22 protein-coding genes are annotated in these 25,142 nt (G+C 69.4%); 13 read left to right on the top strand and 9 right to left on the bottom strand.

Annotated elements, in window-relative coordinates:
* Positions 1-108: 108 nt before the first annotated feature.
* Entirely contained in the window at positions 109-288 is a 180-nt protein-coding gene (locus ACIA1L_RS25040) for a hypothetical protein (protein ID WP_396075333.1), read from the bottom strand.
* A gap of 634 nt (positions 289-922) precedes the next feature.
* Between ACIA1L_RS25040 and ACIA1L_RS25035 the strand changes: the two genes are divergently transcribed.
* The 6 genes from ACIA1L_RS25035 to ACIA1L_RS25010 all read left to right on the top strand — a co-directional run bounded on the left by ACIA1L_RS25035 (position 923) and on the right by ACIA1L_RS25010 (position 12,260).
* Positions 923-2,752, top strand: a complete 1,830-nt coding sequence (locus ACIA1L_RS25035; RefSeq protein WP_396075332.1) for a BTAD domain-containing putative transcriptional regulator — start codon at positions 923-925, stop codon at positions 2,750-2,752.
* A 1,135-nt stretch (positions 2,753-3,887) separates the two neighbouring features.
* Complete coding sequence (locus tag ACIA1L_RS25030) at positions 3,888-5,489, top strand: trypsin-like serine protease (RefSeq protein ID WP_396075331.1); 1,602 nt, start codon at positions 3,888-3,890, stop codon at positions 5,487-5,489.
* Positions 5,490-5,700: 211 nt separating this feature from the next.
* Positions 5,701-6,207, top strand: coding sequence for a hypothetical protein (locus ACIA1L_RS25025; RefSeq protein WP_396075330.1), 507 nt, complete (start codon positions 5,701-5,703; stop codon positions 6,205-6,207).
* 370 nt (positions 6,208-6,577) lie between these two features.
* Positions 6,578-10,642 carry a polymorphic toxin-type HINT domain-containing protein gene (locus ACIA1L_RS25020; RefSeq protein ID WP_396075329.1) on the top strand — a complete coding sequence of 1,355 codons (4,065 nt, stop codon included), beginning with the start codon at positions 6,578-6,580 and terminating at the stop codon, positions 10,640-10,642.
* The gene (locus tag ACIA1L_RS25015) at positions 10,642-11,025 is read left to right on the top strand and encodes a hypothetical protein (RefSeq protein WP_396075328.1); all 384 of its coding nucleotides are present in this window, start codon (positions 10,642-10,644) and stop codon (positions 11,023-11,025) included. Before ACIA1L_RS25020 ends, ACIA1L_RS25015 begins: the two co-directional genes overlap by 1 nt.
* Positions 11,026-11,231: 206 nt before the next feature.
* Positions 11,232-12,260 carry a hypothetical protein gene (locus ACIA1L_RS25010; protein WP_396075327.1) on the top strand — a complete coding sequence of 343 codons (1,029 nt, stop codon included), beginning with the start codon at positions 11,232-11,234 and terminating at the stop codon, positions 12,258-12,260.
* A gap of 13 nt (positions 12,261-12,273) precedes the next feature.
* Here ACIA1L_RS25010 and ACIA1L_RS25005 read toward each other — a convergent pair whose 3' ends face one another.
* Complete coding sequence (locus ACIA1L_RS25005; RefSeq protein ID WP_396075326.1) at positions 12,274-12,792, bottom strand: hypothetical protein; 519 nt, start codon at positions 12,790-12,792, stop codon at positions 12,274-12,276.
* A gap of 181 nt (positions 12,793-12,973) precedes the next feature.
* On the opposite strand from ACIA1L_RS25005, the gene ACIA1L_RS25000 reads away from it, so the two are divergent.
* From ACIA1L_RS25000 to ACIA1L_RS24990, 3 genes are all read left to right on the top strand, one after another.
* Positions 12,974-13,783 carry a hypothetical protein gene (locus tag ACIA1L_RS25000; protein WP_396075325.1) on the top strand — a complete coding sequence of 270 codons (810 nt, stop codon included), beginning with the start codon at positions 12,974-12,976 and terminating at the stop codon, positions 13,781-13,783.
* An 84-nt stretch (positions 13,784-13,867) separates the two neighbouring features.
* Positions 13,868-14,128, top strand: a complete 261-nt coding sequence (locus tag ACIA1L_RS24995) for a hypothetical protein (RefSeq protein ID WP_396075324.1) — start codon at positions 13,868-13,870, stop codon at positions 14,126-14,128.
* Between the two features lie 171 nt (positions 14,129-14,299).
* Positions 14,300-14,602, top strand: coding sequence for a DUF1905 domain-containing protein (locus ACIA1L_RS24990; RefSeq protein WP_396075323.1), 303 nt, complete (start codon positions 14,300-14,302; stop codon positions 14,600-14,602).
* Between the two features lie 122 nt (positions 14,603-14,724).
* Here ACIA1L_RS24990 and ACIA1L_RS24985 read toward each other — a convergent pair whose 3' ends face one another.
* Positions 14,725-15,234 (bottom strand): SigE family RNA polymerase sigma factor, encoded by a 510-nt coding sequence (locus ACIA1L_RS24985; protein WP_396075322.1) that lies wholly within the window; start codon positions 15,232-15,234, stop codon positions 14,725-14,727.
* Between the two features lie 132 nt (positions 15,235-15,366).
* Here ACIA1L_RS24985 and ACIA1L_RS24980 point away from each other — a divergent pair, with 132 nt between their 5' ends.
* The 4 genes from ACIA1L_RS24980 (at position 15,367) to ACIA1L_RS24965 (ending at position 18,684) form a co-directional block, all read left to right on the top strand.
* Positions 15,367-15,834, top strand: a complete 468-nt coding sequence (locus ACIA1L_RS24980) for a hypothetical protein (RefSeq protein WP_396075321.1) — start codon at positions 15,367-15,369, stop codon at positions 15,832-15,834.
* A gap of 81 nt (positions 15,835-15,915) precedes the next feature.
* The gene (locus tag ACIA1L_RS24975) at positions 15,916-16,632 is read left to right on the top strand and encodes a class I SAM-dependent methyltransferase (protein ID WP_396075320.1); all 717 of its coding nucleotides are present in this window, start codon (positions 15,916-15,918) and stop codon (positions 16,630-16,632) included.
* A 253-nt stretch (positions 16,633-16,885) separates the two neighbouring features.
* Positions 16,886-17,773, top strand: coding sequence for a hypothetical protein (locus ACIA1L_RS24970; protein WP_396075319.1), 888 nt, complete (start codon positions 16,886-16,888; stop codon positions 17,771-17,773).
* Between the two features lie 41 nt (positions 17,774-17,814).
* On the top strand, positions 17,815-18,684 hold the full coding sequence (locus tag ACIA1L_RS24965; RefSeq protein WP_396075318.1) for a P1 family peptidase: 870 nt from the start codon (positions 17,815-17,817) through the stop codon (positions 18,682-18,684).
* 72 nt (positions 18,685-18,756) lie between these two features.
* Here the strand turns inward: ACIA1L_RS24965 and ACIA1L_RS24960 are convergent, their stop codons facing one another.
* The 6 genes from ACIA1L_RS24960 to ACIA1L_RS24935 form a co-directional block, all read right to left on the bottom strand.
* Positions 18,757-19,875, bottom strand: a complete 1,119-nt coding sequence (locus ACIA1L_RS24960) for an alpha/beta fold hydrolase (RefSeq protein ID WP_396075317.1) — start codon at positions 19,873-19,875, stop codon at positions 18,757-18,759.
* A gap of 63 nt (positions 19,876-19,938) precedes the next feature.
* Positions 19,939-21,108: a serine hydrolase domain-containing protein gene (locus ACIA1L_RS24955; RefSeq protein ID WP_396075315.1), complete on the bottom strand. Its 1,170-nt coding sequence runs from the start codon at positions 21,106-21,108 to the stop codon at positions 19,939-19,941.
* 1 nt (position 21,109) lies between these two features.
* Positions 21,110-22,015, bottom strand: coding sequence for a hypothetical protein (locus ACIA1L_RS24950; protein WP_396075314.1), 906 nt, complete (start codon positions 22,013-22,015; stop codon positions 21,110-21,112).
* Between the two features lie 134 nt (positions 22,016-22,149).
* Positions 22,150-24,294: a chemotaxis protein CheA gene (locus tag ACIA1L_RS24945; protein ID WP_396075313.1), complete on the bottom strand. Its 2,145-nt coding sequence runs from the start codon at positions 24,292-24,294 to the stop codon at positions 22,150-22,152.
* Positions 24,294-24,587: a lipid asymmetry maintenance protein MlaB gene (locus tag ACIA1L_RS24940; protein WP_396075312.1), complete on the bottom strand. Its 294-nt coding sequence runs from the start codon at positions 24,585-24,587 to the stop codon at positions 24,294-24,296. The genes ACIA1L_RS24945 and ACIA1L_RS24940 overlap by 1 nt, the downstream gene beginning before the upstream one ends.
* Before the next feature lie 178 nt (positions 24,588-24,765).
* Complete coding sequence (locus tag ACIA1L_RS24935) at positions 24,766-25,113, bottom strand: response regulator (RefSeq protein ID WP_396075311.1); 348 nt, start codon at positions 25,111-25,113, stop codon at positions 24,766-24,768.
* Between the last annotated feature and the right edge of the window lie 29 nt (positions 25,114-25,142).

Raw genomic sequence — 25,142 nt, 5'->3', positions numbered from 1 at the left:
GGATCGTCCGGAGGCGGCGTTCCGGGGGCGCACCGATGGTGGAAGGGGGCACTCGAAGGCCCGTCGAGCCGAACTTGACGCTCGCTGCGGAGCGGTGCCCAGCGCGGGTCACTGGTGCGGGCGCCGGGTAGCGAGGGCGCGTTCGGCGACGACCGCGAGAACGAGGCCGGCCAATGCCATGATCACGTGCTTGGTTTCGAAGCCGGGGCCGTCGTCGCCGAGGACGATCAGACTCACGACGAGACCGACCACGGCACCGAGCACCGCTGCCGCAACTGTCCTTGCCATGGCACAACCTGCCTTCCACCGATTTCGGCATTCGCCTCCGATGGGCATCGGGCAGCCGGCGGGACCCGCACGAAACCTATTGCCGTGCCTACCCGGGCACAACCGTCCACAGATGTACGCAACGTCAGCAGTCCGGCCCGCTGAGTACTACTGGAGATGTATGCCGCCGGCCCGGCCGCTACCCGCCCCGGGCTGCGGCTTTGCCCGGCCAGGACTATTCACTGTCGACATTCGTACGATTCTTTGTGGTGTGCAGCGCTGCGGAATGCCGCGAATTCTGGCTGCCATTCGTGATGGCGCTGGATCAATGTCTTCGCGGCCTGGGGCAATTCTTTCCGGCACTGCTGCCCGCGTCGCGCTCCGAGGTCGGTTTCCCTGCATTCTGCCTGCTGGATGCCGCAGCGGTGGGCGCCGGTGGGGCCGCGGGTGCGCCGCGCTGTCGATTTCTCGACTCCGGCCTAAGGGTCTTTCAGGAGAACCCTGTGCAGCCTATATTGGGCCATGATGCGACCGCTGGCGATGCGCGGAAGCAATCATCTCTGCAACGGACGCGAAGTGCCGACTACGGGGTGTGTCAAGTGGATAAGAAACCGGTGAGGCGCCCGGTCCCGTCGCGCCGAGGACGGCGGCCGACGTGCACGTGAACCTGCTCGGCCCGTTCCAGGTGGAGTTGGACGGGCGGCTGATCGTCCCCACCGCGCCGAAACTGCGTCAGGTCCTGTCCCTGTTCGCCATCAACGCCGACCGAGTGGTCAGTTCGGAGCAGCTCATCGAGGAGCTGTGGGGCGACCGTCCACCCTCGAGCGCCACCACCACCCTGCAGACGTACGTTTACCAGCTGCGCAAGCTCTACCGACTCGGCTCGGGCAGCCGGGTCACCCGCCCGGGCGGCGACGCACCCGCACTGTCCACGTCACCCACCGGGTACGTCCTCATGCTGGCCTCCGATGCGGTGGACGCCACCACTTTCGTGCGGCTCGCCGATCGGGCCCGTGCCGAGCTCGACGCCGGCTCACTCGAACCGGCGGTGGACACCCTGCGGGCGGCGTTGCGGCTGTGGCGTGGCCCCGCGCTGGCCGAGGTCGCCGCCGGTCCACTGCTGCGGGCGTCCACTGTGTGGTTGGAAGAGCAGCGGCGCGGGCTCACCCTGCAACGCATCGACGCCGACCTGGCGTTACGCCGGCACCACGAGCTGATCGGCGAGTTGACCGCCATGGTGGCCCAGCAGCCGACGGACGAGAGTCTGCAGAGCCGGTTGATGCTCGCGCTCTACCGCGCCGGCCGTCGCCTCGACGCGCTGCGCGTCTACCAGGAGGCACGCGACGTGCTGGCTGCCGAGCTCGGACTGGAGCCGATGCCGGAGCTGCAGCGGGTGCACCAGGCGGTGCTGGTCGCCGATCCCGCCATCGACGACGACTTCCCGGCCGCACGGACCGCCACCGCGGGCCGGGGTGGTGCAGAGCCGCCCGATCAGCTCCCGCCGGACGTGGCCCGCCTGGTCGGCCGCCGGACGCAAGTCGCCGACGTGTCCGCCCCGCTGGCCGCCGACGATCGCACCGCGGCCCCGGTGGTCGTGGTCGCGGGACCGCCGGGATCGGGCAAGACCGCCCTGTGCGTGCACGTGGCGCACAAACTGCGGACCCGGTACCCCGACGGTCTGCTCTACGCCCGGCTGAGCGACGACGATGGCTATCCGGTGAACCCGGCCGAGGTGCTCGGCAGCTTCCTCCGCGCCGCCGGGTACGCACCGGCCGCGATTCCGGAACCGCTGGCGGAACGGTCCAGCCTGTTCCGGAGCTGGTCCGCCGGCCGCCGGGTGCTGGTCGTCCTCGACGACGTCGCCGGTGCCGGCCAACTCGGTGCGCTGCTGCCGACCGGACTGTCCTGCGGCACCCTGATCGCCGCCCGGCGCCGATTCTCCGACCCGGCCGTCGCAGCCACCGTCCACCTCGGGCCGTTGGCCTGCGCGGACGCCTACCGACTGCTGGCACACATTCTCGGCGAGGAACGGGTCAACCGGCAGATCGCGGCGGCCCACGACCTGGTGGAGCTCTGCGAGGGCCTGCCCATGGCGTTGCGGGAAGCCGCGGCCCACCTCGAACTCAAGCCGCACTGGCCGATCGCCCGGCAGGTGAACCGCACCCGAGCCGGCGAAGATCACCAGAGCCGGCCGGCGCCGGCGGGCGAAGGTGTGCATCGCAGTCTCGGCCGAACCCTGCGCCTGCTCGGCGAAGAGCTACGTGCCGCTTTCTGCGGGCTGTCCCGGATGGCGGACCCTGCTTCGTTGGACGCCATGGCGGGCGTACTGGCCGTCGAGGAGCACCGGGCGGAAGAGATCGCCGAGGAACTCGCGACTTTCGGTCTGGTCGAAGTCGAAGAGACGACGACGGTTCCAGACGGCTTCGTCTACCGGGTGCCCCGGCCGTACGCCGCAGTCGTCAGTAGGGCCCACGCCCTCACCTAGGTTCCTTGTCGGGCGGAGGGACGATGCCGGCGCAAAGCGCAACGACGTGTGGAAGGCTGTCGTGGATCAGCTCGGTGACCCCGAGGGGGGCCTGGTGGTTGACGTGCCGGCGGTGATCGACAGGGTCGGGAATGCCCGGCCCTGCTGCCCAGCGATCAGAGCTCCGAGTGGAATAGCTTCCGCCGGATCGGTGCGCCTCATCGGGTTGTAGGAGATCTCACCACCCATCTCGAGCCTCCTGAGAGCACTCCGCTGCAGGTAAACGAAGCCCACCGAGCCTATCCGCTGAATGTGGATCTGATGGGCTGACATATGTGAACGGAAATCTGCGCCGCTTGAACCAAAGTTGACGATGTTGCAGGTGTGACGTACGAGACCAGTGGGAAGGATGAGCATCGCATTCCGTCAGCCTGAGATATTTGACTCCGCGGCTGGCTGTCCCAGGCATGGGTGAAACGATGTCAGGTCAGCACACATTCGATCTGTGGCTTGTCTCGCGTGGGAAGAGAATTGGCGATGCTGCTGGGGATGCCCGCGTAAATCCGTTAGGTCGAGGCTGGTAAGTCGGTCATATGTGTGGCATGTCATCCGATGCGCCTGCTGGAAGCGTGCGGCGCGTCGTGCCGGTGGTGGCGACGATCACGGCGATGTCCGTGCTGGTAGAGGTGTTGGCGGCGCGGCGTTGTCCGGATGGCCGATCTATGTGCCTGGTCGGCTGGGCCGGCGTGTCCGGGTGACCGAGAGGTTGCCCGATCCGGCACCGGCCAGACCCTGGTCGTAGGTGTTCTTGCCATTCCTGTTGTGTAGTCACTTTCGCTACTGCGCTCGGCCAGGAAGCAATTACGGCGCCGGGTCAAGTGGCCTGGAATGCAGCCCTCGTGAAATGCGGCACACCGTCCTCGTGTAGACCCTCTATGACGTCGCGCCAGTGTTGACAGGCGGTGGAGCTAAATGTCAGCCTCGTCCGGCGCTTGCCGTTGCCGAGGATGTTCTTCCGGGCGGAAAGGCAGCGCCTCGCTGCTCGGCGAAACCGTCGAATCTTGACTGGTCAGTTCGCCGCGTGTTAATCCGTGAAAGGACGACAACTGTTATGCCTTCCCTCAGGCGAAGTGGCACGGTGGCGGGAGCCACGGCCGTGGCTGTTGCTGCGGCGAGTTTCCTCGGCGGGTCGACGGCGCAGGCTCTCATCGGTGAGACCTCCACCAACGGTTACTCGTTCACCGCGCGGGTGAACGTGGGCGCGCCCGGCTTCGGCAAGGGCTGCACCGGGGCGTTGGTGGCCACGGGTTGGGTGCTCACTGCCCGCAGCTGCGTCGACACCCCTGACAAGCCGGCGACGATCGGTATGCCAGCCACGCCGATCACGGTGAACACGGGCTTGTCGTCCACCGTGAACCTGGTGATTCCGCACCCGTCGCAGAACGTCGCCATGCTGCGGCTGACCCCGCCCGCCGGGACCCAGGCGCTGCCCGTGGTCACGCCGATCCCCCTGGCCACCACTGCGCCCACTGCCGGCCAGACGCTGCGCCTGATCGGATACGGGCGTACCGCTGACACCTGGGTGCCGGATGCGAAGCACACCGGTACGGTCACGGTGAACACGATGGGTGCGGACACGCTGAAAGTCACCGGCACGAACCCGTCGGGTGTGACCACCTGTAAGGGTGACGCCGGCGGCCCTGCGATCCGCGAGATCAGCGGCCGCGTCGAGCTGGTGGGCCTGCACGTCGATTCTTCGCAGTACGGCTGCCTGGGCGCGCCGGTCACCTCGGACCGCAGTGCGACGGAACTGCGCACCGACACGCTGGTGAGCTGGGTGCAGGGGAACATCACCAACTCCACGGTGGGTTCGCCGAGCCCGCATGGACCGGCGTACTCCCGTACCCGGTCGGCCGGGGGCGCCTGGGACGCCAACCCGACGCTCGTCGACAACAACCTGGCCATCAAGGCCACTGCGGCGGCCACTCTGTCGGACGGTTCGCTGCACGTGTTCAACATGGTCGTGAACAGCGGTATCTGGTACCGCAGCCGCAGTGCGAGCGGTGTCTGGAGTGGCGCGACGAAGATCGATGCCAACGTCAACATCACCGACATCGCTGCGACCGGCCTGCCGAACGGCACCGTGAACCTGCAGACCCTCGTGCCGAACAGCGGTGTCTGGAACAAGATCCGCAAGGCGGACGGCGTCTGGGAGGGTGCGACCAAGATCGACGACAATGTTGCCATTACCGACATTGCGTCAGCCGGACTGAAGAACGGCACGTTGCAGGTGCAGACACTGGTCGGTGGCTCTGGTGTGTGGAGCCGTAGCCGCACGACCGGCAATGTCTGGGGCGCTTCGTCCAAGATCGATTCCACCACCACGATCTCCGCGATCGCGACGGCAGCCTTGCCGGACGGCAGCATCCAGTTCCTCACGCTGGTGCCGGGTAGCGGGGCAGGGACCGGTATCTGGACCCGCAGCCGCAGCGCGGCAGGAGTCTGGTCGACCGCCAAGACACAGATCGACACGAACGGCGGAATCGACGAGCTCTCGGCCGCGGGCCTGCCGAATGGCACGGTCCAGGTGACCGGGGTCGTCCTCGGCAGTGGCTTGTGGATCCGCAACCGGTCCACGGCCGGTACCTGGGAGACCAGCGCCACGCGCATCGACACCAACGGCAAGGTCTTCGACAGCTACACGGCTGCCCTCGCGAACGGCACCGTTCAGGTCGGCACCCTGACCAATATCGCCTGACCGGCACCCGCCGAGTGGTCCCGCACGACTTGCAGGACCACTCGGCGTGCCTGGCAGACCAACTCCGGCGGCGGGAAGCCTCATGCTCCCCGCCTCACATCAACGCGCGACGAACGTGGGGTAGCCCCTGCGCGGGTGGGCCGGAGATCAGCAGTAAGGGGCCGGCGGAAGTCCTCCGCCGCGCCTGAAGAAGTCTTGATGGGAGTGCGGTATGAAAATTCTGTCGTGGACCGGCGCGGTCGCCGTTGCCGTCGCCGCAGGCGCATTCGTTTTCGGTGGGGGTGCCCAGGCGGCCGAGAGCCCCAGTGCGTCGTCTCTGGTGGAGGACTACTCCTACCCGGGCGCCGCGCAGATCCTGGCGAAGGACGAGCTGAAGCTCATCGGTGGCGACGGCCACATCATGTTCACCAAGCGGATCAATCCCTTGACCGAGGTGCAGTGCCAGACGACCGAGATCCAGGTCGAGCAGTTCGTCGCGGGCGGTTCTGGTTGGTACTACTGCTTCAAGACGATCGGTACGACCGGAGTGCTCACCCTCGAGGTGCCAGCGACCTACGGTGTGCGGTCCGGAGCCAACCCGCTCTACGTTTCGGCCGACCTGTCGCAGGGGGCCGACCCGGACCCCATCCTGGTTCCGGCGAACACGCCGGTCGGGATCTACCCGGGCAGCGGTAACGAGGAGCCCGAGGCGGTCCTGGTCGAGATCCGACTCGCGTAGTCACCACTCAGCGGTGGCCGATCGGCGCTCCGCGTGACGGCCGGGCGGCTTCGGGCCAGACGGCGTGCCTCCGTTTCCCGGACCGCTTCCTGAAATGTGCCCACTCGATCGTTGCCTGCCGCCTGTCCCCGTACTGGATCCTCAGACCTACCCGACGCCGGGCCTGTCCTGTCGTCGTGGCCTCGAGGCTCTTCGGGACGGCGGGCGGCAGGCAGCGCTCGCCCCGCAGACGATCCAGAGACGCACACCTCGCGCTGACGATCGACGTTGTCTGCGTTCCCACCAGCTTGTCCACCTCCGACAGGGGTAAATAGTGCAATCCGCAAGGTTCTCCAGGCGCGTACGGAGTATCGCCGCAGGCCTGACTGTGGTGCTGGCCGGCACCCTACTGCCGGCCGATGCGGCGCTTGCCGTGCCGCCCTTTGACTACACCGTCGCTCGGGCGTGGGCGGCTGGTCTCGTCGTTCAGGCAACCCCGTCGGTCGCGCGCGCCGCGGCCGAGGCGCTGCTCGGGTCCGATGAGGACATCAGAGCCTTCGCGGAAAAAGGCGGCGGCGCCGAGCAGGCACGCGAAGCGGACACGCGGGCTGCCGCCTTGGCACTGTCGGGAATGGATGGCCCGTCAACCAAGGCCGCGGCGCTGAAGGCCCTGGCCGGAACGTCGGAGGACGTCAAGGCATTCGTCAACGGTGGCTTCGAATCCTCCTGGACCGCCGATGAGCGGCTGCGTGTCTACCGGGTGCTGGAGGCCGGCGGTCCCTCCACCAAGGCCGCGGCGCGGGCCGCGCTGGACGGCACTGCCACCGATGTCACCGAGTTCCTCAGCACCAACCGGGAGAAGGCCGAGTACGCCGACGATCGGCTCGCCGCTACCCGGATGCTGACCGGTCAGCCGAACAACAGTGGTCCACTGCTCAACGCCGCTGCTGCTGCAGCGCTCGGCGGCAGCGCCGATGAGCTGCGTGACTTCCTGTTCCGTGGCCAATTCGCCGCCCGGGCCAGGGACAAGGAGCTGGCCTCCATTACCAGCCTCACTCAGCAGGCGAAGCAAGCGGGCGAGACGACCGCACGGGAGGCGCTCGCCGCGTCGGACGAATCGAAGCGGGCCTTGAACGCGGCCGAGGCGGCCAAGAAGTCGGCGCAGACCGCAGCGGCCGAGAGCAAGGCCGCGGGTGGATCGGCGAAGAAGGCATCGGCTGCCGCAGGTCGCGCGGCAGACGCCGCTGAGGGCGCCGCGCAGGCGGCGAGGGCTGCCAAGGGAGCAGCGAACGCCGCCATGCGGGCGGCTTCGGTCGCGGAGGACGGCGCCCGACGCGCCACGTCGGCGGCTTCGCTGACGGCTCAGGCCGCGGCCCGGGCGCAGAACGCCGCCGCTGCCGCGCGCACCGACGCTGGGAAGGCTGCGGCTGCTCGCCAGGCCGCGCAGGCGGCCAGGGATGCGGCAGCCAGGGCCGCGGAGCTCCAGGCGGTCCGCGCCGAGCGGGACCGGGCACTGGCCCAGGCGCAGGAGGCAGTCAACGCCGCGAAGAGCGCGAGCGGCAACGCCACCGAGGCTGCGAATGCCGCAGATGAGGCTGGCGCGCAGGCGGGCGTCTCCGCGGAGCAGGCCCAGCGGGCACGCAACGCCGCTGCCAACGCTCGCCGGCAGTCGGCTGCCGCGGCGCGGGCGGCTGACCGGGCGCTCGGGTTCGCTAAGGCCGCGGCGAAAGCATCGGACGAGGCGTTCCAGTTCGCCGCGGACGCTGCCGCACACGCCACCGCGGCAGCTGCCGCTGCGGAGGACGCGGCCGCTCATGCGGGTGAGGCATCGAAGGCGGCCGCCGAGTCGGCCAAGCACGCCCAGGCCGCCGTCGCCGCGGCCGACCTCGCAGCCCGGGCCGCGAACCAGGCGGTCGCGTTGGAACAGCTGTCCCGCGAGGAGGACGCGCTGCGCCTGACCGAGGCCACCGAACAGGGCGTCGAGGACGCGCAGGACGCAGCTGCCGAGCAACAGGCCCGTACCGCCTCGGGCGGCGAGCTGGTGGCCTGGAACCGGGACCTGCTCTGGGACACCGAGGAGGAAGACCGGGTCGACGCCACGACCCGTGTCCTGCTGAACGAGGCGACCGCCACTGCCGCCTCCGGCGAGGTGATCCGCGACCGTGGCCGGCGTGCCGCGCTGGCCCTGATGACCACGGGCGGGGAATGGACCCGCGACGCCGCCCAGAAGGCCCTCGCCGGTACCGATGTGGAGCTACGCGCCTGGCTCAACGGCGGGCGGCAGGTCGCCGTCGGGCAGGACAACCGGGCCCGTGTCTGGTCTCTGATCGACAAGCTGGCGGACAGTCCGGAGAAGACGGCTGCGAAGACCGCGGTGAACGGCGACGACGCCGCCGTGCAGACCTTCCTGCGCACCCGCGCCTACGCCGGCAAGCTCACCAAGGACCGGATCACGGTCTATCGCATGCTCAAGACCGCCGGGCCCGGCGTGACGGCCGCGGCCAAGAACGCCCTGGCCGGAAACTCCACCGCGCTGCATCAGTTCCTTCGCGCCGGCCAGCACCCGGCCCGCACCGCGGACGAGCGACTCGAGGTCCACCGGGTCATGACGGACGGCGGCGCCGAGGTCAAGGCTGCCGGGCAGGTCGCCCTTGCGGGCCCCGCCTCGTACATCTCGTACTTCCTGACCACCTCCCGGCATCAAGCCGCACAGCGTGACAACGAGCAGGCCAGCCACGTGGCCGCGGTGCAGAAGCTGATCGCCGAGGCCCAGCAGTACGCCGAGATGGCCCGTTCCGACGCCAATGAGGCGTTGCGGGTTGCGGCTCTGGCGCGCAAGGCGAACGCCGAGGCCGCCAACTACGCGAACCAGGCGGCAGCGTCGCGGGACAAAGCGGCGTTGTACGCCCAGTCGGCCGCGAATTCGGCGACGGCCGCCAAGGCGTCGGCAGACCAGGCCGCTCAGTCCGCGGCGACCGCTCGTCAGGCGGCGGACGCGGCTCAGGCCAGTGCCAACAAGGCCGCCCGGTCGGCGTCGATTGCCACCGCCGCGGCGACCCGGTCGGCGTCGGATGCCAGAGGCGCACGGCAGGCAGCCGCAGACGCGAAGCGGTCGGCCACCGCGGCCGGCAAGGACGCCACGGCGGCCCAGGCCGCTGCGGACGAGGCAGTGCGGACCTACAACACGAAGCTCGCCGCGCACGAGAAGGAGCGGCGCAGCACCGAGGCCGGCAGCGGCAGCGGCGGTTCCGGTACGGCGCTCGACGAGCACAGGACGTGGAGCTGCCTGGACCCGGAGAAGATCTCGAAGGAATGCGTCTCGGTCTACACGTCCTTCGCGGACGCGCTGATGAACCCGGCGAAGTGCGCCTCGACGGCCAACCGGGACAGCACCGGTTGCCAGATGCTCGGCGACATCAAGGAGTTCATCGACGAGAACCCCGATCTGCTGCTGGACACCCTCCAGTTCGTCCTGATGGCCTGCGGCCTGGTGCCGGCTGCCGGTGAGGCGTGTGACGCGATCGACGCGGGTGTGTCACTCGCCCGGGGCGACTACGTGGGAGCCGCGCTCAGCGGGTTCGCCATGATTCCGATCTTCGGCATGGGCGCGACCGCGCTCAAGGGCTTCAAGATGAGCGACAAGCTCCGCGACGCAATGAAGATCTTCAAGAAGCTTGACGACAAGGCCGAGGGGTGCGTGAGCAGCGGCAACAGTTTCGTCCCCGAGACGCCGGTGCTCATGGCCGACGGCAGCCGCAAGCCGATCGCGCAGGTGCGAGTCGGCGACAAGGTCCGGGCCACTGACCCGGAAACGGGGCGTACCGCGGCGAAGCCGGTGACGGCGACGATTGTGGGTTCCGGTGCCAAGAAGCTCGTCGACATCACCGTGGACACCGACGGTGACAAGGGGAAGGCCACCGCGAAGCTGATCGCGACCGACCGCCACCCGTTCTGGGTGCCGCAGTCGCGGATCTGGACCGACGCTACCGCGTTGGCCCCCGGAATGCGGCTGCAGAGCGCTGCCGGCGAGCAGATCGAAATCGAGGGGGTGCAGCGCCGGTCGGCCAAGGCGACAGTGCACAACTTCACTGTGGCCGGTTTCCACACGTACTATGTGCTCGCGGGTAATACGTCGGTGCTTGTGCACAACACCGGTTTCGCATGCAAGATCGGCCTAGACGGATGGCCGGTGCCGACGATGAACAACTGCAAAGAGTGCGCAACGGAAATCAAGAAGATCGTCGGCGGCGATATTGTGCACATCAAAGATTCGCTTGGGGCTCCTGTGCTCGGCCCGTCAGCGCGCGATCCTCATGGTTCCTGGACAGAGCACTATGCCGTTATCAAGGACGGCATCGTTTACGATGGCTTCACAGGTAAAGCAGGTATGCCACTAGCTGCCTATCGCGCCCAATGGGAATTTGGTCAGTACCTCTCTTTTGCTCCGGTGGGGTGATGGATTTGAATATCTCTCAGCTGTGCTTCCAACTTCGGAACCGGCGGCGGATGTACCTGATGGATGACCGATTCGCTACGGCTGTAGCGTTCGTGGAAGGGTACAACGCCGCGTTCGATGGCGTGCCCCTGGCCGGGTTCCGTGACTATGTTGCGGATCGGATCGTCGGTCACGGATCAACAACCCTTCACTGGTCATACCTGATTGCTTCTAAAAAGGTTGATGGCCTCCTGGATGGGGAGATTTCCCTGGACCGGATCCCGGCCGATTGTGAGGTTGGATTGACTGACCTTCTCATCGATCTATTGGGGCAGTATCAGGGGAACGTTCGGGAACCTGAATCGACCACGTTCTCGGGCTCTATCGAGGGTCATGGTACGTGATGGAAGAGTTGTAGCTACCTATCCTAATTATTTGTGTGGGCGCCGAACCTCGAGTTCGGCGCCCACGTCAGGTCGCACTTCTCCAGAGTGCGTGTCTAACGAAGCGCACCGCGAGGCGGGAGCAGGGGCCGGGCGCAGGCCGTCAGGTATTCCCGGATACGCGCCAACCACCCGAGCCCGGCGGCGATCGCCGGTAGCGTGCAGTCATGACCACCTGGATCCAGGAGGTCGCCTACCAGCGTGCTTCTGCGCTGGTGGACGGTGATCTGTTCCTCGAGACCGCCGGGCAGCACGAGTCCTCCTTCACCGGCTTCCTCACCGCTGCCCGGCCCGCTGCCGTGTGTCTCGCCGCACTGGCCGACGTCGCCGCGGCCGACTTCCGGCGCGATCAGATCGGCGTGCGCGGGCTGCGGGATCCGGTGGTCACCTGCGGCGGCGACCGGATGCGGTTCGAGTCGTTGTCCGCCTGCTGCGGTGTGTACGCCCGCCTCGACGTGCTGCCCGCCGCGCTCGACGGTGCGCTGCTCACGCACGGCACCACCAACGTCGACATCAACCCGCCGCTCTACACCGCCCTGACGAGGATCGGGTCCGGTGACCCGTTGCGGCTGACGGTGGGTCCTGACGAACTGGCCGTCACCACGCTCGACGGGCGGGTCGTTGAGAAACGGGTGCCGCTGCCGCAGCGCTGGCTGCGCGGGTTCGCCGAGGCCGGGTTCCTCGCCGCCGGGTTTGACCTGCGCGCCGAGATCCCCGGCGGGCAGGCCTCGGCACTGCTGCATCGGCTGCCGGCTTACCGCGGTGACGTGCAGTGGCTCGTTCCCGCCGGGCGCTCGGTGCGGGCGACCACCGCCGCCGCACCCGGGGCCGTCTGTCTTGCGGGCGCGCAGCGGCTCACCCCGTTCCGGTCGTTGCTGCCGCACACCCGCACCCTGCGGCTCTACGGGCCGTCCGTGACAGCCGCGGGCGGGGCGGTCGCGAGCGGCTGGGAGTTCGACCTCGGTGCCTTGCGTTTCGCGGTGCTGCTGTCGCCGGGCGTCCAGCGCGGCTTGTCCGGGGAGGGCGGCCTGCTGCCGTACCTCGACTCTGCTCGCCTGGCTCGACGCGGTCCTGGGCCGCACCGGCGACCGGCAGCTGTTCGCGGCTTTGGTGGCGGGGCTCGCCAACGAGGCGGTCGACCTGGCCGAGCGTGTCCTGCAGCTGGCCGCCCGGCACCTTCCCACGTTCGGCGATGAGGGCAGGGCGCTGCTACGTGCCGCCGCTGCGGGGCTCGACGGCGACCTCCGCCGCCAGGCTGACACACTGCTGGGCGAGCAGCCGGCCGGCCCACCCCGGTCGGCTGACGCACCCGGACAGGTCCCGGCAGCCGGCGCGGTTTCGTCGGGTGGTACCGCCGCCCCGCTGCCACCACCCATCGCCACGGTGTCCGAACTGGTTGCCGCCGCGACGATCCTGCTGCGTACCCGCGACGATCCGATCCTGTTCGAGCGGTTCGCCGCCGCTCTGCCGGTATGCACCCGGGCCGACCGGCCCGCGGTGGCCGCGGGGCTGGGCCCGCTGGTGCCCGAGTACTGGACCGATGTGTTCGTGGCCCTCCTGCGAGCCGCGGTTACCGGAAAACGGCAGTCGTACGACCTGACGGGGGACGAACGCGATCCGGCCAATCCGTCCTGGCTGCTGGCCCGGCGGATGATCGAGCTGGCCGGGCAACTGGCCGCCGAACCGCCCGCCGCGCTGCTCGCCACCCCGGCCACCATCGACGGGCACGTCGATCCGGGCCGGCTGCTGGACCTGCTCACCGCCGCCGAAGCCACGGACGCCCAGCCCGGCCCGTACGACCTGACCCAGGCACTGCTGCGGCTGCCTCGTGCGGTGGATCCCGGCGTGGTCGCCTCCGCCGCCCGGCTGCGTTCCCCCGCAGGACGGGCGTTAGCGCGCTGGGTCTCCGGTGGGCGCACTCGCCGACCCGGCCGTCAGCGTCGTCGACGTGCACCTGCGGAAGTGCCGGCACCGCCATACCGGTTGCTCCTGCGCTACCAGCGCACCGCTCCGGCGCACCGTGGTGTTCGCTCCGCTGACGCACCCGGACCTGATGCTGCCGCCCGAGTTGCTCGGCCGCCCCCCGGAGGGGGCCTATACCCGGGCGTACCAGTCCGCCCGCTCCTCATGGTCGACGTCCTGGCCGTTCGCCTTCCCCAGCCATCGCGAGCTGCTCGCCGCATACCTGCAGCCGATGCTCGCCCAGAGCGCCGACGGCAACGCTCACTGCGGGGCCGCGCTGCTCCCCGCCCTCGCGCGTGCGTCCGGGCCGGTCGGCCCGGCGTTCGCACTCTGCCTCGCGTACGGCTTGACAGCGGGCAGGTCCTCCGAGCGGCTCGCCGCCACCGATGCGTTCGTGCTCATCGGGCAGAGCGGTGTGCCCGGCAGCGCGGAGGTCGGCGCGCGGGTCGGGCGGGAACTGGCTGCCCTGCATGCCGGGGGTGTGCTCGTCCTGCGCCGGGTTGCCGCCTCGCTCGCCGGCGCGCTTCAGGCGGGCGCTGCTGCGCAGGTGTGGGCGGCGGCGCGGATGCTCGTGCCCGGGGCGCTTACGGCGAGCGCGGGCGGGCCCGACCTGCTCGCGCTCGCCACCGCCGCCGCGTCCGCCATCGAGGCGCGGGACCGCCTGCCGGAGCTCGACGCCGCCGTGGCACGCGGCGGCCGGACCCGGATCGCCACCGAGGCGGCCCGGCTCGCCCGTACCCTCGGCGCCTCGGGCTGACCCACCGCCACAGCGAGACGCTCGGGGGATTTTCGAGCCGGCCCCGACCGGGCGAGGGCATCCTGCGTCATGGAGGTGTGACCCATGGGCGAGGACGAACAGGTGCGCGTGGTGGTGGACGAGTTGGTCGCGGTCAAGCCGGCGCTGGCTGCGGGCAATGTGCGGCCGTACTCGCTGCTCACTCACGATCTTGCCTTTGACCCGGGTGAAGTCGCCGAATTGGCTGACCGATTCCGCACCGGCTACCCCGGGTTCGATCTCAGTGCCTGGCTCGCTCACGCCCGCACTTCGCACGGCGACAGTGTCGGCGCGATGGCCCGAGTGCTCGCCGTCCTGCGGCCTTGAGCAGCCAATCCTGCACCCTTGAGCGGCAACGACGCTCGCGATTGGACTTCAGCCCCCTGCGCCGGTTAGGCTGACCTCACGCCGTTGCGAGTTCTTCCCCCGTGGAATTCGCAGCGGCGTCCTATTTTCCCAGGCGGTCCTGTTTCACAGCCCGCATGTGATGCTGCTGCGGTGATCGTGACCTTCACCGCCGAGCTGTGGGTCTGGCACGCTCGGCCCGCCGAACAGTGGACCTTCGTCAGCCTGCCCGCCGAGGAGTCCGACCTGCTGCGGGAGCAAACCGCCGGTCGAGCCCGCGGCTTCGGCTCCCTGCGGGTGCGGGCCAGCATCGGCGGCACCACCTGGCAGACGTCGATCTTCCCGGACAAAGAGCGCGGGGTGTTCGTCCTACCGGTCAAGCGCGCCGTCCGTCGGGCGGAAGACCTCGACGTCGATGCCGTCGCGACTGTCACCGTCACCGTCCTGGGCCTCTGAAAGCCAACGCTGCCATCGGTACGCGCGGGACAGCTCGCGCACCCGGGCGTAAACCACGGCGGGGTCCGGGGTCAGGTGCTCGTGCCGCGCGAACGCCTCCTGCAGTCGCTCGGCGGCGCCGGTCACGACATCTCCAGGACGGCTTGCCGTGCCGAGGTCAGCCGGAGGATCTTCAGCGCCCGCGAGGCGTAGCTGCGGACGGTCGCGGGGGAGCACCCGATCAGCTCGGCGATCGTGTCGTCGTCCAGCTGTTCGTAGTAACGCAGGACGAGTACGGCACGCTGCTTGCGGCCGAGCGTCGCCAGTCGCTGCCACAGCTCGTCGGCGTCCACGACGTCCTGCGCGTGGTCGACCACCCCGCCCCGGGCGTCGTCGAGATCGACCAGGCGCTCGCCGACGGCGTACACGTGTCGGGCGGTCCAGCTGCGGCGCCAGGAGAGGAACTCGTTGAGCACCATGCGGCGCACGTACGCCTCGGGAGCGTCGGTCTGGCTGATCCGGTCCCAGTGCACGTGCGTCCGCGCCAGGACCTCCTGGACGACGTCCTGCGCGTGTTCTCGGTCGCCGGTGAGAACGACCGCGTACCGCAGCAGGGTCGGGAGCCGGGCGGCCGCGAATTGCTCGAAGGTCACCTGAGAAGAATGCGGCGGTGCCGGAGTTTGGTCACTGGTGAGACGATATTTCCACCCTCGTCCCCGGGGATTTCCGCCTGGGCGGTCCAGGCAGTATCCTGCGCCGGCTGGATTGCCCGGGAGAGGATCATCGTGTACGAGCAGCAGCCGTGGAACCCGCACCACCAGCCCACTTACCCGCCTCCCGGTGGCAGCGCCATCGCGCTGACCGTGAAGTACCACCCGCTGGCTTTCATGCTCGGCCTGTTCAAGCCGGTGGTGGCGATCGACGGTCACCAGGCGAGCAACGCCTGGGGCCGCACGGTGGTGCCGGTCGCCCCCGGCCAGCACCACGTCCACGTGCACGTGCCGTACCTGCTGCCGTCGCGGATCGGCGTGGCAGACCTCGGCGTCACGGTGCATCCGGGGCAGACCGTCGAGCTGGACTACCGCGCCCCGATGGTGGTCTTCATGGCGGGCGCGCTCGGTGCGCCCCCGCAGAAGTACCCGGGGATGGCCGTGACGATCGTGCTGCTGGTGATCTCGCTGATCATTTTCCTCTGCCTCTGTGGCGGGTTCATCCTCGCCGCAGCCAATGGTTCCAGCACCGCGCTGGGCTGAGAATCGGCAAAGGGTCGCTTTTACGCCGCTGTGCTAAGTTCTCGGCGGTGATATGACATCAATATTCGCGAGCAACCTCCCGTGCCGCCTGCGTCGCTGACGCCGTGGCTGACCGACAGCTCCGCCGGTGCTGCGTACCCCACCGCCGATGCGCTGCATCTGCGTCCGGTCGCGCTCGTCCCGGAAATTCAGCTTTATCTCGCTGAGGATCCCACCCTGCTCTGGGCGCGCCTGGAGGCTTCCGCAGGACACCGATTGCCGGCGCCGTTCTGGGCGTCCGCCTGGGCGGGTGGGCAGGTGCTCGCGCGCTACGTGCTCGACAACCCCGCGATCGTGGCCGGCCGCCGGGTGCTCGACATCGCGTCCGGCTCCGGTCTGGTCGCGATTGCCGCCGCCCAGGCCGGTGCCGCGTCGGTGACAGCTAATGACATCGATCCGTACGCGAGCGTGGCGATCGAGGCGAACGCGCAGGCCAACGGCGTACGCCTGGAATGCGTCACCGACGACCTGCTGGACGGCACCGGAGCGGGTGCGGACGTCATCCTCGCGGGTGACGGGTTGTATGAGGAGACTCTCGCCACGCGGGTGCTCGCCTTCCTGACTCGGGCCGCCGCCCGCGGCGCCCAGGTCTGGGCGGGCGATCCCGGCCGCGGCCATGCGGGCGGGGCGCTGCTGGAGCGGGTCGCCGTCTACGACCAGTCGGCACTGGGCTCACCCGAGGATCACCAGCGTTCGGAATCTGCCGTCTACCGGGTGCGTCGGGCGGCCCCGCCCGACCCACGTCGGGCGGAGAGCTAGCGCGCTGACGTATTTGGCGCCGCCGATGCGTCGCGGTCGAGCGTCACGGAAGGTTGGTTCCCGGTGACGCTGTGGCCGTCGCGGTCCGCCTGTTTCCGCTGGTAGCATGCCGCCGTTCGCGCCGCGGACCACCGGAGCCAAGGATCGTAGGTCAGTGATGTTCAACGGATCTTCCCCGGACGGGGCCACGTCCGAGCACGCATTGCTCCCTTCGGCTGGCCCCGGCAACAGTCAGGCGCTCCAGGTGCTCACCATGGCGCAGCGGACCGCCGAGGAGCATCTGTCCAAGGCCCAGCAGCAGGTGGAGAAGCTCCGCGCGGACGCGCTGGCCGCGGCCGAGGAGATCGGCCGTGAGGCCCAGGTGCACGCCCACGCTGTCCGCCGCGAGGCCGAGCAAGTGCTGTTCGAGGCGCGCGCTGCGGCCGAGCGGATCGCCCGGGAGACCCAGGCCCGTGCCGAGGAAGCCCAGCGCAGCGCCGCGAAGGTCGTGCTCGAGGCCCGCAGCGAGGCCGGCCGGATCACCGCCGACGCGCAGGAGAACGCCGATCAGCTTCGCCTGGCCGCCCAGCAGCGCTACGACGACGTCGTGGGCAGTCTCGGCGCGAAGCGGGAGGCATTGCAGGAGCAGATCGAATCGCTGGAGCGCTTCGACCGCGAGTACCGGTCCCGGCTCACCAGCTTCATGCAGGGCCAGCTCCGGGCCCTTTGGGTGGACCAGCCCCAGGTGACCGGGGACCTACCCACCGAGGCGTTGCCGACCGCGCCGGAGCCGAAGCCGGCACCCACGGCGGAAACACCGCCGGCGGAGGCCGCCCAGCCGACGGCCCCGGCCCAGCCCGCGCCGGCAGCCCAGCCCGCGTCGGCAGCCCAGCCCGCGTCGGCAGCCCAGCCCGCGTCGGCGGCCCAGCCCGCGCCGGCAGCCCAGCCCGCGCCGGAGGAGAAGTCGGCGGCAGCGCAGGACGATGCCAAGCCGGTGGGCAAGCGACGCGCGGACCCCGAGCCGGTAGAAGCCTCCCGCAAATCTGCGGTGCTGCCGCTGAACATTCCGGCAGAGCTGCGCAACGGGGCTGCCAAGCCGCTCAACGGGCTGAAGCCGCTCAACGGCGTCCCCGCCCCGCGGCACGGAAGCCGCGAGGAGTAGCCGCCGAGCAGGCTCGTCGCGGTTGCGCCATGATCGAAGGCATGAGCGCACCGCAGCTGCTGTCGACGTACGTGGGGAATTGGACCGGCTCTGACACCGGGGTGACCGTCATCCTGCCGCCGCCCGGCACCGTCGCCTCCGGCGAGGTGCGCGGCGGCGCCCCGGCGACGCGGGAGTTCGCCCTGCTGGAACCGACTCGACTCGTCGACCGGGTTGACGCGGTGGTGCTGTCGGGCGGCTCCGCCTTCGGGCTGTCCGCGGCTGACGGGGTGCTGGGTCTGCTGCGGGAGCGCGGCCTCGGCTTTCCCACGCCGGCCGGCCCGGTGCCCATCGTGATCGGCATGTCGATCTTCGACGACTCGGTCCGCACCAGCCCGCCCGACGCCGGCGCTGGTCGCGCGGCCGCGCTGGCCGCCTGGTCCGGCGCGGAATTCGGCACCGGTCGGATGGGTGCGGGCACCGGGGCGTCGACCGGCAAGTGGCGGCAGCGACGGGATCCCGGCGGTATCGGCAGAGCCGGGCGCACCTGCGGCTCGGCACGAGTGGAGGTGATCGCCGTGGTCAACGCCTGGGGTGATGTCCTCGGCCCGGATGGTGACCCGCTCTTCGCCGAAGCGGACGGCCCGGCGCGCGTAGGCGGCGACGCGCCACCGCAGGCGCTGACCAACACCACGATCGCCGTGGTGCTGACCGACGCCCGGCTTTCCAAGAACGACTGTTACTTGCTCGCCCAGAGCGGCCATGCCGGCTTCGCCAAGGCACTGCACCCCGCGCACGCGCGCTTCGACGGCGACGCCGTGGTGGCGCTCGCGACCGGTGACGTCACTGACGGGTACGACATCGATCACCTCCGTGCGGAAGCCGCCGCGGCCACCGCGGCGGCGATCCGCGCAGCGGTGGCTCAGGGTTGAGGAAACGGCACCCCACGCGGGGGTGGTCGCGTGGGGTGCCGCCGGCGTCCCGAGATGGCGGGTCGGGACGTCTCAGGTGAAGCGGGTGGCGATCCAGTCCGCCACGGTCTGCACCGAGGCGAAGACGGCGCCGTCGTGGTTCTCGCCGGGCAGGGACACGAACTCGACCGGCTGCGAGTAGGCGGAGAGTTGATCGAGGAGCGGCCCCGCGGTGATGTCGTACGGGACCGCCTCGTCGTCGGTGCCCTGCACGATGAGGATGGGGGCGCTGGGCGCTGCGGTGGCCGGGTTGCCGTACCGGGCGAGCTTGGTCAGCACGGTCGGTGCCACCACCCCGCCGGGGACGAGCTGCTCGGCGGTCAGCGGGCCGTACGCGTTGAGGATTTCGTAGAGACAACCGGTCTGCAACACCGAGCCGCGTTGCCGTGCCGGCGGTGCGAGGTACGTGTTCGGGTTGAAGGTGGGTTCGACCGCGTTGATGCCGTACAGCGCCATCACCAGGTAGCCCTGCCCGGCCGTTCCCGGAATGTACGGGGCGATCTGGTCGAGGTTCGACACCGGCGCGATGGCCGCCACGCCCTTGAGGACCAGTGAGCCGTCGTAGCTGGGCGCGAGCTGCCCGGCGAACAGTGCACCCTGCCCGCCTTGGGAGTGGCCGTCGACGGCGTACTGGGTGGACAGTGCGCCGTCGAGGTTGCGGGCCGCTTTGACGCTGTCGATGATGGCCCGGCCCTCGCTGGCCCCGACCAGGTACGGGTGCGACTCCGGCGTGCCGAGTCCGGGGTAGTCCGGGGCGGCGACCGTCCAGCCCTTGCCGAGGAGGCCGGCGATGGCGGCGCGGGCTTCGGGCCAGAACACGGCCTGGCTGGCCGAAGGTGCGCACTTGTCGGCGAGGCCGGTGGTGCCGTGGCTCCAGGCGACCGTCCGGTTCTTCTTACCGGTCTTCGGCGTGAGGATCAGGCCGGTGGCGATCGTCATCAGTCCGCTGACGTTCGTGGTCACGTACTGAATGCGTTTGCCGGTGGCGAGCGGGCTCAGCTCGGGCGGCAGCGTGGCGGTGGCGGCGGCGAGGACGGTGCCCGGTCCGATGGTGGCGGATGCGGGCTCGGCGACGCCGACGTGGACGCCGGTCGCGGCGATTGCGGTGACGGCGAGGACGGCGAGCCGCCGCCGAAGGGCTGTGCTGATCAAGTCAATTCCTCTCGCGGACATGGATGGTGCGGGCGTGGGGGCGAGGGGATGTCGGCGGGGGAGTCAGGCGAAATGGTCGGCGATGCGGCGCAGGGCGGTCACGGTTTCCCGGTCGCGGTCCTCGTCGTCTTCGGCGGCCCAAGCGCTGCATTTGACGATGACCACGTCGGCGGCGGGGTCGACGAAGAGGTACTGCCCGTGCACGCCGAGGCCGGTGAAGGCGTGGAAGCAGCTTTCGCCGAGGGTCCACCACTGGTTGGCGTACCCGTAATGGTCGTAGCCGCTGGGACCGAGGGCACCGACGGCCAGGTGGGGCAGGCCGCTGCCACGGCTGCGCCGGACCCAGTCGGCGGGCACGATCCCGCCGCCGTCGTCGGCCATGAGCCGGCCGATGCGGGCCAGGTCCCGGGCGGTGGCGTTGAAGGCTCCCGCGCCGATGGCCGTCCGGGGATGGGAGCGGCTGAGGCCGTAATAGGCGTCCCGCTCGGCGCCGATCTTCGACCACAACCGCGTTGATGCGTACGCGGCCAGCGATTGTCCGGTGGCGGCTTCCAGCACCCAGCCGAGCACTTGAGCGTCGAAGGTGGAGTAGTTGAAGGACTCGCCCGCGGTCGCCGTACGGGGCGTCGAGCGGATGATGGCCGCCACGTCACCGCCGCTCAGGACGGCCCGTTCGAACTGCCGGATGGCGCTGTCCGGCGTCTCCCAGGTCTCGAGCTCGCCGACGCCGCTGGACATGTCGAGCAGATCGGCGAGGGTGGTGCCGGCGTACGCCGACCTGCGCAGGTCCGGCCGGTAGTCGGTGACCTGGTCGTGGATGCTGCCGATGGCGCCGTCGGCCAGGGCGATGCCGATGAGGACGGAGGTAACCGATTTGGACAGCGAGAACAGCTGCATCCGGCGCCGGGGGCCGGCGAACAGCCCGGGGTAGCTTTCGTGCACGAGCGCACCGCGGTGCAGCACGACGAACGCGGTGGTGTGGGTGCGCCGGTGCAGGTCGGCGAGGCTGAGGTCGCGGTCGTCGAAGCGGTAGGTGAGGTCGAGGGGCTCCGGAGCAACGGGTAGGGGTCGGCTGGCCGGGCCGCGGGCCACCCGCTCGGTCGGCATGAGCCAGTTCATGTGGGTGAAGGTGAACTCGTTGAACGGGCGGCGCATGACCAGGTCGCTGGGGTGTTCCCACCACGAGGACGGGTGGGCTGCGTGGCTGGTCGGTTGCTGCGTCGTGCTCGTCATGTCATTCCCCGCTGTTCTCGATGCTGCGGTCGGCAGGACGCGCTCGGTGCGAGACGCCTCGGAAATGCTCACGAAGAGTCGAGCCGGTGGGTTCAGCGACCGGTTCGAGGTAGCTGTTGAGGATGCCGAGCACGGCCATGCCGACCAGGTTGCCGGCGGGGTCGTCGCCGGCGATGCCAGCGCCGGGATCGCCCAGGTGGTGCAGGGCGAAGCCTTCGGTCACCGCGGCGAGCATGTACGCGAGTTGGTCGAGTGTCACGCCGGGCCGCAGGTGGTAACCGCGGGAGGCGAACGTGGACTCGTAGATCTTCTTCCAGGGTTCGAGGGCGCCGGCGTAGTTGTTGGCGATCGCCTCGTGGATGCCGTCGTTGCGGTCGGCGGTGGCGACCATGATCAGTTGTAGCCGGAACAGCGGCATTCGGCAGATCGCCTGCAACTCGTGGAAGGTGGCCCGGTCGATGGCGTCGACGAAGCTCTCCTCGTCGTCGAGCCAGCCGCGGGTCTCCACCTCCGCGTTGTACTGCGGGTCGTAGTTCATCGCGTGGAACAGGAAGGTGAGCAGGTCGTTGAGGTAGTCGTCGTGGGTGGCCCAGGTGGCCCGGTACGGCCCGTCGCCTTTCTGCCGGAGGAACGGCGGGGCCAGGTTTTCCATCTCGCGGGACAGCGCGCGTTCGGTGAGGAAGCGCAGGCCCGACCAGTACTGCTTGCGGCCGCCGGCGGTGGGCGGCTCGGGGCAGGCGCCAAGGTTCTGTTCGACCAGATTGGCGCCGGCCTTGAGGTAGGACGCCACCTTGGGGGAGTTGATGAGCGCGGCGCGGGTGGACTCCCGAACCCCCTTGACTCTCGTGACAATGCCCGAGAAGTCCTGGTTGTAGGGGAATGGCAGATCCGCTTTGCCGAGCGTCATGCTGCGATTCTTTGTCCGATTCACCGCCCGCCACAAGTGCGCGGGTGCGTAGTACTCGGAGGCTAGGCCTCGACTCCTTTGCATACGTCGATGAATATGACTTTCCGTAGCCGATCGAGAACGCATCGGAATTGCTACGCGGCGGGCTGCACCTGTCGGAAGTGCTCCCGTTCGGAATGGTCGTTGACCAGCGGTCCGACGTCCAGGATCAGGGCGATCTCGCCGCTGCCCAGGATCGTGGAACCACTGATGCACTTCAGCCGGCTGAACAGCACGCCGAGCGGTTTGATCACGGTCTGCAACTCGCCGAGCAGGGAGTCCACGACCAACCCGGTGCGCTGACCGGACTGTTCCACGATGACGACGTTCTGCCGCCGTGCCGGTTCCCCCGGAATGTCGAACAGCTCGCGCAACCGGATGAACGGCAACACCTCGCCGCGCAGGTTCATGCAATCGCGGCCGAGGCCGCTGGGCGGCAGTTCCACGCACTCGGTCACCCGGTCCAGCGGCACAATGAACGACGAGTTGCCGACCCCGACCAGGAAACCGTCGATGATGGCCAAGGTCAGCGGCAGCCGGATGCGGATCGTCGTGCCCACGCCGCGCGCGGTGTCCACCTCGATGCTGCCCCGCAGGGCGGTGACGTTACGGCGGACCACATCCATGCCCACGCCCCGGCCGGACAGGTTGGAGACCTTGTCGGCGGTGGAGAAGCCGGGCTCGAAGATGAGGTCGTACACCTCGTGGTCACTGAGGACGGATCCGGCGTTGACGACCCCGCGCTCGACCGCCTTCTCCAGGATCTTGTCCCGGTCCAGGCCACGGCCGTCGTCGCCGACCTCGATCACGATGCTGCCCGCGTCGTGGTACGCGTTGAGCTTCAGCGTGCCCTGCGCCGCCTTGCCGTGCCGCTGGCGCTCCGCCGGTGCCTCGATACCGTGGTCCAGCGAATTACGGACCAGGTGCAGCAGCGGGTCGGCGATCCGTTCCACCAGGGCCTTGTCCATCTCGGCATCGCCGCCGGTGATCACCAGCGACACCTCCTTGCCGAGCTCCACGCCGACGTCGCGGACCACCCGCTCGAAGCGTCGCAGCGTGGTGCCGATCGGCACCATCCGCAGCGCCAGCGCGCTGTGCCGAACCTCGTCGACCAGGCGCATGACCTCGCCCTGCGCCTCGTTGCCGGCGCCGTTGCGTACCCCCGTGCTGGACTGCGCGATGACCAGCTCGCCGACCAGGTCGATGAGCTTGTCCAAGCGGGCCGCGTCGATCCGGATCGTCTGCGTGTCCTGCGAACGGGTCTCGGCGGTCTTGCGCTGCCGATTCAACGCCGCGTCGACAATCGGCCGCGGCACGATGCCGTGTTCGACCAGGATCTCGCCAATCGGCACCGGCGCGGTCCGGCTGCGGACCGCCCGCTCCTGCTGAATCCGCAGCGCCTCGGCCATTTCCAGCGGCGTGACCGCACCGCTGCTGATCAAGACGTCGCCGAGCCGCTCGCTCTCCGGCATGGCCCGGATAGCTTTCACGTACGCGTCGAGCTGATGCTGCGCCGGCACGATCCGGATGTCGCTGTCCTCGCGGACAAACTCGAAGACGGCCTCGATCTCCTCCTTCGGCGCCTCGCTCAGCAGCTCCACCTCAAAGGAGAGGTAGCAGGTCTCCGGGTCCATCACCTCGGCCGCGGGGATCGCGCTCGCATCGGTCGTCACGTGTGTCACCGTGCCGATGCTCGACATGTACCGCAGGAACGACAACGGATCCATGCCGTTGCGCAGACAGTCCGCCCCGAACCGCAGGCTCAGCTGCCAGGCCCGCTCCTTCACCTGCGCGGCGCTCGCGTCCGCCCGCTCGGCCGGCCCGCCACCCTGCCCGTCCGGCAGGTACGGCTCCAGCCCCGCCAGCAACGCGGCGCCCTCCGCGGCCTGGGCGGCATCCGGCTCCAGCCGCCCGTCGGCCAACCCCTCGATCATCGCCGCGATGTGGTCGGCGCACGGCAGCAGCGCGCTCACCAGGCCCGGCGACACGTCGAGATCACCCTCGCGGACAAAGCCGAGCACCGTCTCCACTACGTGGGTGAACTGCACGAGGTGGTGCAGGCCGAACAGCCCAGACGAACCCTTGAGAGTGTGCGCGGCTCGGAACACCGTGTTGACGGTCTCCGCCGCCGACGGGTTGCCTTCCAGGTCCAGCAGGCCCTCCTCGAGCTGCTGGACCAGGTCACGCGCCTCCGTGACGAACGTGTCGAGCGCTTCACGCATGTCGTCGTCGGCGGACATCATTCCTCCTCCGCAGCGGGGCCGGTCCCGGCCAGCCCGGCCAGGGCACAGACCGCGGCCACCGAGCCCGCGGAGCCGCCCAGCTCAAACGCCAGGTTCAGGCGCTCGGCCTCCCGCTGGGCCAGCAGCAGCACCTGCAGGCCCGCGGTGTCGATCTCCTCCACCGCGGACAGATCGACGCGCAGCCCGGCACTGCCCTCCAGCGCCGTCAGCAACCGATCCTTCTGTTCCCCCGCGGTCATGATCGTCAGCTCACCCTCCAGCCCGACCCGCCGCAACTCCCGCGTCGTCATGGCACTGTCCTTCCTCGGCCATGCCCTCCTGGCCTTTGCTTCGCTGCGGTGCGGTCCGTCATGGCTGAGTCTGCTGGGCCATGCCCTCCTGGCCCTTGCTTCGCTGCGGTGCGGTCCGTCATGGCTGAGTCTGCTGGGCCATGCCCTCCTGGCCCTTGCTTCGCTGCGGTGCGGTCCGTCATGGCGCAATCAGTTTCGCTACCGCGCTGAGCATCTGCTCCGGCTGGAACGGCTTGGTGACCCAAGCTTTTGCGCCGGCGGCTTGGGCCTGGCGCTTTTTCTCCTCTTGGGATTCGGTGGTGAGCATGATGATCGGCGTGAATTTGTAGGCCGGCAGCTTCTTCGCCTCGGCCACGAACGTGATGCCGTCCATGTTCGGCATGTTCACGTCGGAGATGATCAGGTGGATTCGCTGCCCGTTCAGCTTGGACAGGGCGTCCTTGCCGTCCACGCCGGCGATCACCTCGTACCCGGCGCCCTTGAGTGCGATGCTGACGACCTGCCGCACCGAGGCGGAGTCGTCCACGATCAGAATGGTCTTGGCCATGGTCTCCC

This window comes from Actinoplanes sp. NPDC051859 (assembly GCF_044452725.1).
In the GTDB taxonomy this organism is placed as follows: Bacteria; Actinomycetota; Actinomycetes; order Mycobacteriales; family Micromonosporaceae; genus Actinoplanes.
This window is presented reverse-complemented; position numbering and strand designations above follow the sequence as displayed.

Excerpts from the sequence above, each read along its gene's own strand:
- ACIA1L_RS25040 (WP_396075333.1), bottom strand. The coding sequence starts at position 288 with ATGGCAAGGACAGTTGCGGCAGCGGTGCTCGGTGCCGTGGTCGGTCTC.
- ACIA1L_RS25025 (WP_396075330.1), top strand. The coding sequence starts at position 5,701 with ATGAAAATTCTGTCGTGGACCGGCGCGGTCGCCGTTGCCGTCGCCGCA.
- ACIA1L_RS25015 (WP_396075328.1), top strand. The coding sequence starts at position 10,642 with ATGGATTTGAATATCTCTCAGCTGTGCTTCCAACTTCGGAACCGGCGG.
- ACIA1L_RS25010 (WP_396075327.1), top strand. The coding sequence starts at position 11,232 with ATGACCACCTGGATCCAGGAGGTCGCCTACCAGCGTGCTTCTGCGCTG.
- ACIA1L_RS24995 (WP_396075324.1), top strand. The coding sequence starts at position 13,868 with ATGGGCGAGGACGAACAGGTGCGCGTGGTGGTGGACGAGTTGGTCGCG.
- ACIA1L_RS24970 (WP_396075319.1), top strand. The coding sequence starts at position 16,886 with ATGGCGCAGCGGACCGCCGAGGAGCATCTGTCCAAGGCCCAGCAGCAG.
- ACIA1L_RS24965 (WP_396075318.1), top strand. The coding sequence starts at position 17,815 with ATGAGCGCACCGCAGCTGCTGTCGACGTACGTGGGGAATTGGACCGGC.
- ACIA1L_RS24955 (WP_396075315.1), bottom strand. The coding sequence starts at position 21,108 with ATGACGAGCACGACGCAGCAACCGACCAGCCACGCAGCCCACCCGTCC.
- ACIA1L_RS24950 (WP_396075314.1), bottom strand. The coding sequence starts at position 22,015 with ATGACGCTCGGCAAAGCGGATCTGCCATTCCCCTACAACCAGGACTTC.
- ACIA1L_RS24945 (WP_396075313.1), bottom strand. The coding sequence starts at position 24,294 with ATGTCCGCCGACGACGACATGCGTGAAGCGCTCGACACGTTCGTCACG.
- ACIA1L_RS24940 (WP_396075312.1), bottom strand. The coding sequence starts at position 24,587 with ATGACGACGCGGGAGTTGCGGCGGGTCGGGCTGGAGGGTGAGCTGACG.